Below are 12,214 nucleotides of genomic sequence, written 5' to 3' on the forward strand. Positions count from 1 at the left end.
AGATAATCGTTCGGTGGGTGTTTTATTTTGTTCGACTAAGTTTTATTTTTGATTCGTGTTATTCATGATTAACATTGGTAAGACCAACGGCCGGCGTTCCGTCTTTTCGTAAAGGAAGTTCGACAGTTCGTTAATCACGGCCTTTTTAATCGTTTTTTCACTAGCGTTTTTGTTGTTCATGGCGCGACGAATGGTTCGAAAGACGAGTTTCCGCCCTTGATCTAACAGTTCACCGGATTCACGCATGTACACAAAACCACGTGAGAGTAGGTCGGGACCAGATTGAATTTCGCGGTCCTTGAGGTTGATGGTGGCCACTACCACCACGAGACCTTCCTCTGAGAGGAGTTGGCGATCCTTGATGACCTTTTCGTTAACGGTATCAACGCCATTTCCATCGATGTACACGTCTCCGGCCGCAAAGTTCCCAGCCATTCGCGCACTATCTTTGGTAAGAGCTAACACATCACCATTTCTGAGAATGAAACAGTGGTCCTTCGGAATCCCACACTGTTCGGCGAGACCCATATGGATTTTTTGCATCCGGTATTCCCCGTGAATCGGGACGAAGAACTTCGGTTTCATCAGCCGAATCATCAGTTTCTCTTCTTCTTGACCACCGTGTCCAGAGGTATGGATGTGGTTTTCGTAACCTTTAATTACCGTAGCGCCGGCTTCTTCTAATTCGTTGATAACCCGGTTCACGCTTAAGACGTTTCCCGGAATAGGGTTACTGGAAAGGACTACCGTATCGCCCGGTTCAATCGAAATTTGGCGGTGGGTTCCGTTGGCAATTCGCGAGAGAGCTGCCATTTGTTCTCCTTGGGATCCAGTACAAAGAATCATAACTTTGTTGGCCGGTAAGGACTTCAGTTGGTTGGCATCCACGAACGCTTTGTCAGGGACCTTAATGTAACCCAGTTCGCGGCCGTTCACCACGGCTGCTTCCATACTCCGTCCAAAGACGGCAATTTTGCGACCGTTTTTGTAGGCGGCATCGATGGCGGTCATGACCCGCGAAAGGTTCGAGGCAAAGGTAGCGAAGATAATTCGACCGTCGACGCGTTTAAAAATTTTACGGACTGAATCACTTACGTAGCGTTCGGACTTGGTCCAGACGGGCTTTTCGGCATTAGTACTGTCGGCCATCAGGCACAGTACTCCTTCTTCACCGAGTTTAGCCATTGCTTGTAAATCTGGTGGAGTGTTCGTCACTGGGGTCAAATCAAACTTGTAGTCCCCAGTCTCAACAATCACACCGTCAGGAGTGTGCACAGCCACCCCTAGAGCGTCCGGGATGGAGTGAGTCGTACGGAAGAACGAAACACTGGTTTTCTTAAACTTTAAGACCGTGTTTTCGTCGATAGCATGCAATTCGGTTTGCTTGAGCATGCCATGTTCCTCAAGTTTTCCCTTGATAAGGGCGAGGGCGAGCGGACCAGCGTACACTGGAACGTTGATGGCTTTCAAAATAAAAGGAATCCCACCGATGTGGTCTTCGTGACCGTGGGTAATCACCAAGGCTTTAATTTTATTCTGATTTTCCACTAGATATTGATAATCAGGAATGACGTAATCAATCCCGAGTTGAGTGCTCTCTGGGAACTTAATCCCAGCATCAATTAAGATAATTTCATCTTGAAATTGGACTCCGTAGGTATTCTTTCCAATTTCGCCTAGACCACCAACGCCATAAATCGCCGTTTCGTTGTTTTTGACGTTTAGTTTATTCATTATTTATTAAACTCCGTAATTTTAAAATCTGGTTCTTGTTGTTCGAATTCGAGCTTTTTACCCGCTAACGGTTGGATGAATTCCACCACGTAGTCGGTGTTTTCAGCAATCAAATCACGAACTTCTGCTTGAGTTGGGGCGTCTAAGTAGAGCGACTTTGTTGCTTCCCGTTTGGGATTTTCCTGTGGGTTTGGTTGGTATAATACTTTGTAAATCACAATCATTACTCCTTTAATTCAGTTACTTAGTTTTTTGTGTCGAACTGTTCGTTGGTAGACCAACTCCTGCTTAAATTCTATCATAGATTATGATGCAAGTATATACGGAGCGTTTTCTGTTAGAATGAGAATGGTAATGATAGACAAATGGAGAAATAAAATGAAGACGGGAATTGAACTAGTCCTGGGGCTTTTGATTGCTCTGGTGATTTATAATGTATTGCATCACTTCTTGGTCACGCTGCCGAATAAACGCCATCAACGCCAGGTGCGGGCGTTAGTGGATCAAGAGGTTAATAAAACCTTGACCACTTTGCAGAATCCGACTGGTCAGTTAGTGGTAGGAGAGTTAGTGCGCGCCAAGGTTTTAGATGAAGTATGGGGCCGGGGCATCATGGTCTTTGAGTATCGTTGTGCTCTGCAGCAATACCCTGGTGAAGTGAAAACCACGCAATTGTTAGCAGATGCTTTGGAACGGCAAGCTCGGGCAGATGGCTACGTAACGCCGGGTGGGCGGTCCCGGTTATTGGTGACCGATTGTTGGATTAACCAAGATCAGCTCTCTTTTGACGTGGCCGATCTTGCCAACCGAGCCACTCAGGAATACGTGACTGATTTACATCGATTAGATTAATAAAAACGTTTCTCTTCAACACGAAGGGAAACGTTTTTATTTTATGCAGTTGTTTCGACTATTCAATAAAGATTTCGTTATCCTCTTTTGCGAACGGATCTTGTTTGTTGATGTGATCGTAAAAAAGGGTACCGTGCAGATGGTCAATCTCATGTTGGGCAATAATGGCCGGATAGTGTTTTAGCCGGACGCGGTGTTTTTCACCATCTAGGTCTTGATATTCAACGGTAATTCGGTCAGAACGCGGTACGTAACCTGGAATGTCTTTATCGACCGAAAGACAGCCTTCACCCACGGTAAGGGCAGCCTGTTGGACGGAATTTGAGACAATCACCGGATTCACTATGATGGCTTTGAACGGGGATTCCTGACCTTCTTCTTCCGGTGGAGTTAGGATCGCTGCCATTAGCTTGGAAACACCCACTTGGGGCGCAGCCAAACCGACTCCAGCTCGCAGGTGGTATTTTTTACATTGTTCTTCATCCTGGCTAATTTCTAGGTATTGCATCATTTTTTCACCCAGCTGGCGATCCTCGTCACTAAGGGGAAACTGGACCGGTTTCGCTTGCTTGCGCAAGACGGGGTTACCATCCCGGGTAATATCTTTCATTAAATACAAGGTAAAAGCCTCCATTCGTTGTTATAATCCGTACTTCATTATAGGCTAGCGGCTGCACGCTTGCAAAACAAATCTTTGCAACGATTTACGAAAAACTTTGCAAAATCTTAACTTAATGTTAGTTTATTACTAACAAAAAAACGAAACGATAAACCAATCTTTAGGAGATGAGAAGGATGCAAGTCCCAATCTTAATTACAGGAGCACCCATGCGGGTTCACCAACTACTGACAGCGCTTGCCATGCTGGATTTACCGGTGACGGTTTTGTTAGACGAGGAAAGTTTTGCAGCAGAAGCTATTATTTCCCGAGCTTGTCGTCACTTTCGGACAAAAAAATTAGAGGCAGATGCGGACTTGAGCATGATTGATACACTAATTTATGTGCCGAGCCTTGATTTTTATGCCCAGCTAGAGACAGAAGCTACAAAGATTGCCCCGGTATTAGTGCCTGCAATCGATGAATTACGGTTGATGATTAACGACGTGATGGAACGCGCTTTTCAGGGAAAAATCATTGTGGATGCGCCTCACGATGAAATCTTTTTGTATTTCTTGGCCTCTTTCTCTGGCCTTGATGTGAATAAGCTGATGGGTGTGGGCAACGTGCCAGTTTCGTTAATGCTAAGGGAACAATTGATTGCAAATTTTAACGTTTCTGATGAAGACATCAACGTGAGCGCCTGTGGCTTGAACACCAATTGTGTTTTGGCTTGGAATCGAATTTACGTGGGCTCATCATCATTGTTATCCTACGTGGCAAGTCCGACGAATAATTATGACACTGATTTGATTGGCAAGTTGCAACAAGTTGTTACGGATCCGCAAATTGTTGTCAATCAGGTGTTACAAATTCAAGCGGTTGTAAAGCTTTTGCTATGTCTCATCGGAGCGGATTCCACTGTGCAACCAGTGGTTAGTTTAGAAAAAAAGAGTGACCAAATTGCGCTAAACCAGATGCCCAAACTGATTAATCAGGGTGGGTTATCACACGAGTTGCCGGTTAAGCTATCGGATGCTGAAACAGAAGAACTGGACTATAATTCAAACTGGTCAACGGAAATTATCGAAGCAATTAAGAAGGAAAGTCAGCATGAAGAAACGCACTAACGATACCTATAGTTATCCAGTCGTCGAAGATTGGTCGGTTGTCGAACTGACGGATGTAACGGAGTTTTTCCGGAACGTGGAACGGGCCTATGAACAGTCTCACGGGGTAAAACGAGAACAATTGGTTAAAAGTTTTCAACGATTTCAGGAAATTAATCCGGCGCGGACGGAACAAAATCAGCTGCGGCGGGAGTTTGAACGTAATTCAGGCTTTGACGTTTATCAGGTGTTAAAGCAGGTTGAAGCCAATCCACAGGCAAAATGGATTAAGATTAATTAGTTTGACTGTAACGAGACTAATGTGCTATGCTTGACAATAGTTTTAACAGCGAATAGAAGAGCATCGAACGATTTTACATTGTTAATATGGAGTGCGGAGAGGCTGTGACGGTGTCACGGCTTTTTATCTGACTGTTACGATTAAATTGAGTTGTTGGCTTTTTTTATGCTTTGGAGGAGGAACCACATTTGAAAACAAGAGATGATATTAGAAACATTGCCATTATTGCCCACGTTGACCACGGTAAAACGACCTTGGTTAACGAACTTTTAAAGCAATCTGACACGTTAGATGGTCACGAACAAATCCAAGACCGGGCCATGGATACGAACCCGATTGAACGGGAACGTGGAATCACCATTTTATCAAAGAACACGGCCGTTAAGTACGATGGCAAACAAATTAACATCTTGGATACTCCCGGACATGCCGACTTTGGTGGTGAAGTAGAACGGATTATGCGGATGGTTGATGGGGTGCTTTTGGTGGTTGATGCTGCTGAAGGTACGATGCCACAAACGCGGTTCGTGCTGAAAAAGGCTTTGGACCAACATTTGACGCCCATCGTAGTAATCAACAAAGTGGATAAGCCCGGTGCTCGTCCTGAAGAAGTGGTTGACGAAGTTTTGGACCTCTTCATTGAATTAGGGGCTGACGAAAGTCAATTAGACTTCCCAGTGGTATACGCTTCAGCAATGAACGGGACTTCCAGTCTTGATCCTGACCTTGATAGTCAAGAACACACGATGAAGCCGATCTTTGACACCATCTTAGACAACATTCCTGCCCCAATCGATAACTCAGAAGATCCATTACAATTCCAAGTTGCCATGCTTGATTACGATGATTTCGTGGGTCGGATCGGAATTGGTCGGGTCTTTCGGGGCAAGATTAAAGTTGGTGACAACGTGGTCGTAATGAAGTTGGATGGTTCCCAACAAAAATTCCGGGTGACAAAGATCATGGGATTTGTCGGCTTGAACAAGGTTGACATCACCGAAGCCAAGGCCGGAGACCTGATTGCGGTATCTGGAATGGAAGACATTAACGTTGGAGAAACGGTCGTTGCCCCAGATGCATTAGAACCACTTCCAATCTTGCGGATTGACGAGCCAACCATGCAAATGACGTTTGGAACGAACACGTCGCCATTTGTAGGTAAAGACGGTAAGTTCGTGACGGCGCGGCAGTTAATTGACCGGCTTGAACGGGAATTGCACACTGATGTTTCTCTCCGAGTGGAAGACACTGATGATCCAGGTGCTTGGTTGGTTTCTGGACGTGGTGAATTGCACTTGTCCATCTTGATCGAAACTTTACGGCGGGAAGGCTTTGAATTACAAGTTTCTCGTCCCGAAGTTATTTACAAAGAAATTGACGGAGTAAAATGCGAACCATACGAATCAGTTCAAATTGATACTCCAGAAGAGTACTCCGGGGCCATCATTGATACCCTTTCCCAACGTAAAGGGGAAATGCAAAACATGGAAAGTGTCGGTAACGGTCAAACCCGACTCAGTTTCTTGGTTCCATCTCGAGGCTTAATCGGATACTCCACGCAATTTCTGTCTTTAACGCATGGATATGGAATCATGAACCACAGTTTTGAAAAGTATGCTCCCGTAGTTAAGAACTGGGACCCAGGTCGTCGGAACGGAACTTTGGTTTCAATTAACACTGGTAAGGTAACCACTTACGCTATCATGGCTGTGCAAGACCGGGGTAAGATTTTTACTGATCCAGGTACGGAAGTTTACGAAGGAATGATTGTCGGGGAAAACTCCCGGGATAACGATATTTCCGTGAACATCACGAGAGGTCGGAACCAAACGAACGTCCGGGCCGCTGGTTCTGAAGATATTGCCAAGGTTAAGGCACCCGTGCACTTGACTTTAGAAGAATCCTTGGAATTCTTGAACAGTGATGAACTTTGTGAAGTTACGCCAGACCACGTTCGTTTACGGAAACGTATCTTGAACACGAACGAACGGGAAAAAGCTGCGAAGAAGCAAAAACATAACCGTTAATTAAACGCAAAAAGACTGCCATTATTGGTGGTCTTTTTTTGTACGGTACTTACTAAAAAATTGAAATAGTTTTCTTGCTGAAAGTACGTTAATTTATAGTACAATGAAAGTACTGAATTTAAAAAAGGAAGTCGGAGAATGAACGATGAAGAAGTTTTTTAAAGGACTAGATTGGTATCTATTTTTCCCATATTTATTGCTTTGTGGCATTGGAATTGTCATGGTCTATTCTTCAAGTGCTGGAATCGGACTGACCCACGGAGGTTTTGCGACCGCCTATCTTTATAAACAAATTGGGTTTGTCGCGATTGCGATGATTTTGATGTTTTTGATGTATCGCATTAAACTAAAAATTTTTCAAAACGTCTATTTTATCATGGTGTTTAGTGGCATTCTAGTGGTCTTGTTAATTGGGGTCTTTTTTGTTAGTAAAAAGATTAATGGAGCTGCTGGGTGGATTAACTTGGGACCGATTAACTTGCAGCCAGCGGAGCTCTGTAAATTTTACTTCATCATTTATTTTGCGAACTTCTTTAATAAGCGGTCGAGTATTATCGCCCAAGAAGGACTCTGGCGGGCAACTACCTATAATCTAAAACCATTGTTTTTACCAATTTTGATTCTTTTCTTAGTATTAGCTCAACCAGATACCGGTGGGTTTGCAATTAACCTCTTCATTATTGTCATTATGTTTCTAGCAGCCAGTACGGCTCCCAAACTTGTGGTGGGAATCGTGAGCTTTTGTCTGGTATTACCGTTAATGGTGATGCATTTAGCGGGAAGTTGGATTATTCAATTTGCCGATAATAGTAGTAATTATAAAATTCAACGGTTTGTTTCGTTTGCCGATCCGTTCTTGCACGCTCAGAGTTCTGGACAACAGTTGATTAATTCTTACTATGCCATTAGTAACGGTGGTTTGTTTGGTCGCGGACTTGGTAATTCAATTCAAAAAATGGGATATTTGGCCGAACCGAATACCGACTTTATCTTGCCCATTATTTCAGAGGAGCTTGGATTAGTTGGGGTGGTTTTGATTTTAGCGCTATTGTTCATTCTGATAGCACGGACAATTAAGATTGGGATTCGAACCACTAACATTTATTACAGTACGATTTGTTATGGAACGGCCGCATACCTAATGATTCAAACACTTTTTAATGCTGGAGGAGCAGTTGGTTTTGTCCCGTTAACGGGGGTAACGTTACCCTTTATTAGTTATGGGGGATCCAGTATCATTACTTTAAGCTTGTGCTTAGGCTTGGTAATGAAAATTAGCCATAATGAGCAGCGGATTCGTGATCAACGTGTGCCGCGCTTACGCAGTTTACGAAATTAGGAGGGGACTAATTATGGAAAAACGAACGGAATTATTAGTTTCTTTGTTTTCCATCAAACAGGCCAAAACGTTGCAACGCTTTGGAGACGTTCGCTACGTTTCGCGTCGGATGCGTTATGCAATCTTGTATGTTCAACAGGCGGATGTAAATAAGATTATGCAGGAACTTAATCAACTCCGGATGGTTAAGAAAGTTGATTTAGTGCCGACGAAAACCCTATCGTTTCAATTTGAAGACTTGAACCAGACGGTGGAAGGAGCTGGATAGGCATGCGGATTATTGCAGGGACTTACGGGGGACGCAAATTACATCCGGTTCCAGGAAATAAGACCCGCCCAACGACTGACAAGGTACGAGAATCGATTTTTAATATGATTGGACCATATTTTCATGGTGGCATTTTCTTGGACCTCTTTGCCGGTTCAGGAGCTGTCGCTTTGGAGGCTTTATCACGAGGAATGCAACGTGCGGTTTTAGTCGATCGTCAGTTTGCGGCCATTAAAACGATTAAACAAAACGCAGCGATGGTTAACGACCCAGACCAAACGGTGATCGTGTGGAAGATGCCAGCGGAAAAGGCATTGCAAACCTTAGCTCAGCAAGACAATCGGTTTGACGTTATTTTTTTGGATCCGCCGTACGCAGCCCAACAAATGACCAATCAATTGGCAGAAATTTGGGATTTACACTTACTCCGACCGAAAGGGCTGGTGATTTGTGAAACCGACCATACAGCTGATCTAAAAGCAGTAGAACATTACGAACTCATACGGCAGAAAGATTACGGTTTGACGTTAGTCACCATCTATCAAGGAAAGGAATAACATCATGAAAACGGCGGTTTATCCCGGCAGTTTTGATCCGTTAACCAACGGACACTTAAACATTATTAAGCGGGCCAGTGAAATTTTTGACCATGTAATTGTGGCAATTGGGATGAATCCCAGTAAACAAAGTTTGTTTTCCGTAGATGAACGAATCGCTCTGATTAAGGAAAGTACCCAAGGAATTACCAATGTGAGCGTTGCTAGTTACAGTGGGTTGACGGCTGAATTCGTGAAGTCACAACACACCAACATTGTAGTGCGCGGAACGCGTGATTCTCGGGATTTTGTGTATGAACAAGAGATTGCCAACTTGAATGGTTTACTAGATGAACAAATTGAAACAATTTTATTGTTTGCTAATCGTAATTACGAGTTAATTTCCTCTTCCATGGTGAAAGAAATTAATTCGTTTGGTGGAGATGTACATAAGTTTGTACCGGATCCCGTAGCACGGGCACTGCAAGAAAGGAGTAATCATGCGTAAATTTTGGCAAAAAAATAAAAAGACGGCTTCGGCCTTCGTCGTGGCGGCCTTTTTAGTGGCCGTGTTATGGTTTTTTTTCTGGCCGTTGAACAAGGTCGTGGAGGCCCCAGGAGAAGCAATTAACATTCAACCAATGGTTAAAATTAAGGGTGAGAAGCCGCTGAAGCACAACGAGTTTATGATTACAGCGGTTTCCATCTCTCAGGCTCATCCATATTCCTACGTTTGGAAAATTTTTGATCCCCACATTGACATTCAGAGCCAGAACTCAGTAACTGGTGGCCAAAATAACGCTGATTTTAACAACGTTCAAAAGGTTTACATGGACAGTGCGATTAACAACGCGATTACCGTGGGATACCAATACGCGAATCGCTCTGTCACTAAAAGTTACCATGGAGTTTACGTTTTAAACGTCTTCCCTCAGTCAGACTTTAAGAACCGACTTCGTCCCGCTGATCTGGTGGAATCCGTGAATGGGAAGCAATTGACGAAGAGTACTGAATACGTAAATTATATTAAGAGTTTACCTGAAAATGCCCCGCTGACAATTACTTTTAAGCGCGACGGACACCAGATGGTGGTGAAAGGGCAAAAACGAGAAATTGTAAAGGGATTTAATGGAATCGGAATTACTATGATTGATGATATGTCAATTAAGACTGATCCAACTGCTCAAATTCAACCTGGTCAAATTGGAGGTCCTTCTGGTGGTTTGATGTTTGCCTTGCAAGTTTACAGTCAACTAACGCATAAGCAGTATAACGTTAAAAAGATTGCCGGAACTGGAACGATTGCCACTAACGGTCAAGTGGGTGAAATTGGTGGGGTAGATAAGAAGATTATTGCTGCCAACAAGAGTGGGGCCAAGGTGTTCTTCTGCCCGTACGTTAAACCTACGAAGATGAACCTGGCCTTAGAAGAAGGACACAGAACCAACTATCAGGTGGCCAAGGAAACGGCCAAAAAGTACGCACCAGGAATGAAAGTGGTGCCAGTAACGTCGTTTGACCAAGCCCTACATTATTTAGAAACGCACTAAATTGCAAAAAGCTGGTTTTCCTAACGGAAGATTAGCTTTTTTTCGTATCTAATTAAGAGAAAGGGGTGGAAACAATGGAAAGAATCAGCGAATGGTGGGAGCAGTTAGCTTGGAAATGGAAGGGAAGTTTAGTGGGAGTTGGAGGGTTAGTCGGGTTGCTCTGCGTGGGTATTTTTTGGTGGAGCAATCAAACGGCAACGCCAGCTCCTGCAATAAAGACGACTCCAGCAACTGCAGTCGCATCCAAGGAAAAAGCTACTGCCAAACCGGTAAAAGCAAAGCCAACGGGAAATGTGGTGGTTGATGTGAAAGGGGCAGTTAAGCAACCCGGAGTTTATCAAGTGGCACCGGATACAAGGGTCGATAAAATCATCCAACTGGCTGGGGGATTTTTGGAAAGTGCGGACGCCAATCAGGTCAATCTAGCTCAAAAGGCAACTGATCAAACGATTTTGTACGTGCCCAATCAGGGTGAGAAACCCCCAGTTGGTCCTAGTAATGCACAGGCTGGTTCAGCAGCTCCAGCAAGTAACGCCGCTACACTGGCTGGATCGGGTAGTACCGGTAAGATTAATTTGAATCAGGCAGATGCCACCCAACTCCAGTCGATTTCTGGAGTAGGAGCTAAAAAGGCAGAAAAAATCATTGCGTATCGGCAACAGACTGGGTCGTTTAAAGCGGTGGATGATCTGAAAAATGTGCCGGGCTTTGGGTCGAAAACAGTTACGCAATTGCAAAATTCCCTAACGGTTTAATCATGAATCGCAGCGCTTTTCTTGGTATACTGAAACCATTCGAAGCTAAAATGGAGGAACAGCAATGGCAAACAAGAGAATTCCGTGGGATCAATATTTCATGTTACAAGCAGTCTTAATTTCGAGCCGCAGTACCTGTGAAAGGTTGTCCGTGGGAGCAGTTTTAGTGCGGAATAAACGCATTATTGCCGGCGGGTATAATGGTTCTGTCTCTGGTGATGATCACTGTATTGATGTGGGTTGTTATCTTGTGAACGGTCATTGCGAGCGGACTATTCATGCTGAAATGAATGCCGTGTTACAGTGTGCCAAGTTTGGAGAATCAACCGATCAAGCTGAAATTTATGTAACGGATTTTCCGTGTTTGCAATGTACCAAGATGTTACTGCAGGCTGGAATTAAAAAAATTAAGTATCTGCGTGAATATCACAACAATGAGTACGCAGAACGACTCTTACGTAAAGAGGGTGTGGTGGTCGAAAAAATCGAGCTCGACCATCACCAACTAGAAGATTCACCACTGGCTGATTACTTTTCCATTGACTAACGATTAAACCAAATTTTTTTGTCTTTACGGCCTTTTTATGGGTACTAACGATGTGGACCATGATGGTGGATATCCCAAGCGGACTATTTTTAACGGGCATTTGGTTATTGCGAATCTGGCGGCTTCACTTACGCCACTTTTGGTGGTTGAATGTACTCAACTTAGTGATTCCGCTTACAGTTGGCTGGCAGGCCCAACAGACGGTGCAACACCAAACCCGACAAATGCAAGCACGAGTCGGGCGGGTGCAAACCCTCGAACTGGTTGCTTTTCCAGATCAAGTGGTTAATACCAAAATGAGTTTGCGTGGGATCGGGGAGTTAGCTAACCACCAACGGATCTTTTTTCACGGGCGGCCCTTAAAAAATCAGGTTGCATTGCAAACGACGAAGCGAGTTCGGTTGCAAGTTACTGGTACCTTGAGTGTGACCCAAACAGCTTCAAATTGGGGCGCTTTTGATTCACTGGGTTATGCGCGCAGCCAGGGAATTAGCGGAGACCTGCAGGTTAGTGATGTCTCGTGCGTGCAACCAGCACCAACTACTAGTCTGACCGGAATGATTCATCAGTGTCGGGCATGGGGCTTAGCATAAGCAAC

Annotated in this window: 15 protein-coding genes; 12 read left to right on the forward strand and 3 right to left on the reverse strand. The window is 44.2% G+C overall.

Going from position 1 to position 12,214, the window contains the following annotated elements; all coding sequences use genetic code 11:
- Positions 1–42 precede the first annotated feature (42 nt).
- Positions 43–1,734, reverse strand: coding sequence for a ribonuclease J1 (gene rnjA, locus M3M38_RS07040; RefSeq protein ID WP_252814032.1), 1,692 nt, complete (start codon positions 1,732–1,734; stop codon positions 43–45).
- On the reverse strand, positions 1,734–1,952 hold the full coding sequence (locus M3M38_RS07045) for a DNA-directed RNA polymerase subunit epsilon (protein WP_252814033.1): 219 nt from the start codon (positions 1,950–1,952) through the stop codon (positions 1,734–1,736). Before M3M38_RS07045 ends, rnjA begins: the two co-directional genes overlap by 1 nt.
- Positions 1,953–2,112: 160 nt before the next feature.
- Here M3M38_RS07045 and M3M38_RS07050 point away from each other — a divergent pair, with 160 nt between their 5' ends.
- Positions 2,113–2,586: a hypothetical protein gene (locus M3M38_RS07050; protein ID WP_252814034.1), complete on the forward strand. Its 474-nt coding sequence runs from the start codon at positions 2,113–2,115 to the stop codon at positions 2,584–2,586.
- Positions 2,587–2,644: 58 nt separating this feature from the next.
- On the opposite strand, the gene def is transcribed toward M3M38_RS07050, so the two are convergent.
- On the reverse strand, positions 2,645–3,205 hold the full coding sequence (def, locus tag M3M38_RS07055; RefSeq protein ID WP_252814035.1) for a peptide deformylase: 561 nt from the start codon (positions 3,203–3,205) through the stop codon (positions 2,645–2,647).
- A gap of 176 nt (positions 3,206–3,381) precedes the next feature.
- On the opposite strand from def, the gene M3M38_RS07060 reads away from it, so the two are divergent.
- The 11 genes from M3M38_RS07060 to M3M38_RS07110 all read left to right on the forward strand — a co-directional run bounded on the left by M3M38_RS07060 (position 3,382) and on the right by M3M38_RS07110 (position 12,209).
- On the forward strand, positions 3,382–4,314 hold the full coding sequence (locus M3M38_RS07060) for a lactate dehydrogenase (protein ID WP_252767033.1): 933 nt from the start codon (positions 3,382–3,384) through the stop codon (positions 4,312–4,314).
- Positions 4,298–4,594 (forward strand): UPF0223 family protein, encoded by a 297-nt coding sequence (locus M3M38_RS07065; RefSeq protein ID WP_252767034.1) that lies wholly within the window; start codon positions 4,298–4,300, stop codon positions 4,592–4,594. Before M3M38_RS07060 ends, M3M38_RS07065 begins: the two co-directional genes overlap by 17 nt.
- 188 nt (positions 4,595–4,782) lie before the next feature.
- Complete coding sequence (gene typA / locus M3M38_RS07070) at positions 4,783–6,621, forward strand: translational GTPase TypA (RefSeq protein ID WP_252814036.1); 1,839 nt, start codon at positions 4,783–4,785, stop codon at positions 6,619–6,621.
- 145 nt (positions 6,622–6,766) lie between these two features.
- Positions 6,767–7,960: an FtsW/RodA/SpoVE family cell cycle protein gene (locus M3M38_RS07075; RefSeq protein ID WP_252814037.1), complete on the forward strand. Its 1,194-nt coding sequence runs from the start codon at positions 6,767–6,769 to the stop codon at positions 7,958–7,960.
- A 13-nt stretch (positions 7,961–7,973) separates the two neighbouring features.
- Positions 7,974–8,228 (forward strand): YlbG family protein, encoded by a 255-nt coding sequence (locus M3M38_RS07080; RefSeq protein WP_252814038.1) that lies wholly within the window; start codon positions 7,974–7,976, stop codon positions 8,226–8,228.
- A 2-nt stretch (positions 8,229–8,230) separates the two neighbouring features.
- Complete coding sequence (gene rsmD, locus M3M38_RS07085; protein ID WP_252814039.1) at positions 8,231–8,785, forward strand: 16S rRNA (guanine(966)-N(2))-methyltransferase RsmD; 555 nt, start codon at positions 8,231–8,233, stop codon at positions 8,783–8,785.
- 4 nt (positions 8,786–8,789) lie between these two features.
- Positions 8,790–9,272: a pantetheine-phosphate adenylyltransferase gene (coaD, locus tag M3M38_RS07090; protein ID WP_252767039.1), complete on the forward strand. Its 483-nt coding sequence runs from the start codon at positions 8,790–8,792 to the stop codon at positions 9,270–9,272.
- Positions 9,265–10,314: a SepM family pheromone-processing serine protease gene (locus M3M38_RS07095; RefSeq protein ID WP_252814041.1), complete on the forward strand. Its 1,050-nt coding sequence runs from the start codon at positions 9,265–9,267 to the stop codon at positions 10,312–10,314. The genes coaD and M3M38_RS07095 overlap by 8 nt, the downstream gene beginning before the upstream one ends.
- 74 nt (positions 10,315–10,388) lie before the next feature.
- Positions 10,389–11,069, forward strand: a complete 681-nt coding sequence (locus tag M3M38_RS07100) for a ComEA family DNA-binding protein (RefSeq protein WP_252814043.1) — start codon at positions 10,389–10,391, stop codon at positions 11,067–11,069.
- A 64-nt stretch (positions 11,070–11,133) separates the two neighbouring features.
- Complete coding sequence (locus tag M3M38_RS07105) at positions 11,134–11,616, forward strand: ComE operon protein 2 (RefSeq protein ID WP_252767042.1); 483 nt, start codon at positions 11,134–11,136, stop codon at positions 11,614–11,616.
- A 59-nt stretch (positions 11,617–11,675) separates the two neighbouring features.
- Entirely contained in the window at positions 11,676–12,209 is a 534-nt protein-coding gene (locus M3M38_RS07110) for a hypothetical protein (protein WP_252814044.1), read from the forward strand.
- The last annotated feature ends 5 nt before the right edge of the window (positions 12,210–12,214 follow it).

This window comes from Fructilactobacillus cliffordii (genome assembly GCF_024029355.1).
GTDB lineage: Bacteria > Bacillota > Bacilli > Lactobacillales > Lactobacillaceae > Fructilactobacillus > Fructilactobacillus cliffordii.

Coding starts and splice junctions, on each gene's coding strand:
- rsmD (WP_252814039.1), top strand. CDS start 8,231: ATGCGGATTATTGCAGGGACTTACGGGGGACGCAAATTACATCCGGTT.
- coaD (WP_252767039.1), top strand. CDS start 8,790: ATGAAAACGGCGGTTTATCCCGGCAGTTTTGATCCGTTAACCAACGGA.
- M3M38_RS07105 (WP_252767042.1), top strand. CDS start 11,134: ATGGCAAACAAGAGAATTCCGTGGGATCAATATTTCATGTTACAAGCA.
- rnjA (WP_252814032.1), bottom strand. CDS start 1,734: ATGAATAAACTAAACGTCAAAAACAACGAAACGGCGATTTATGGCGTT.
- M3M38_RS07060 (WP_252767033.1), top strand. CDS start 3,382: ATGCAAGTCCCAATCTTAATTACAGGAGCACCCATGCGGGTTCACCAA.
- M3M38_RS07075 (WP_252814037.1), top strand. CDS start 6,767: ATGAAGAAGTTTTTTAAAGGACTAGATTGGTATCTATTTTTCCCATAT.
- M3M38_RS07080 (WP_252814038.1), top strand. CDS start 7,974: ATGGAAAAACGAACGGAATTATTAGTTTCTTTGTTTTCCATCAAACAG.
- M3M38_RS07065 (WP_252767034.1), top strand. CDS start 4,298: ATGAAGAAACGCACTAACGATACCTATAGTTATCCAGTCGTCGAAGAT.
- M3M38_RS07050 (WP_252814034.1), top strand. CDS start 2,113: ATGAAGACGGGAATTGAACTAGTCCTGGGGCTTTTGATTGCTCTGGTG.
- M3M38_RS07095 (WP_252814041.1), top strand. CDS start 9,265: ATGCGTAAATTTTGGCAAAAAAATAAAAAGACGGCTTCGGCCTTCGTC.
- M3M38_RS07110 (WP_252814044.1), top strand. CDS start 11,676: ATGATGGTGGATATCCCAAGCGGACTATTTTTAACGGGCATTTGGTTA.
- M3M38_RS07100 (WP_252814043.1), top strand. CDS start 10,389: ATGGAAAGAATCAGCGAATGGTGGGAGCAGTTAGCTTGGAAATGGAAG.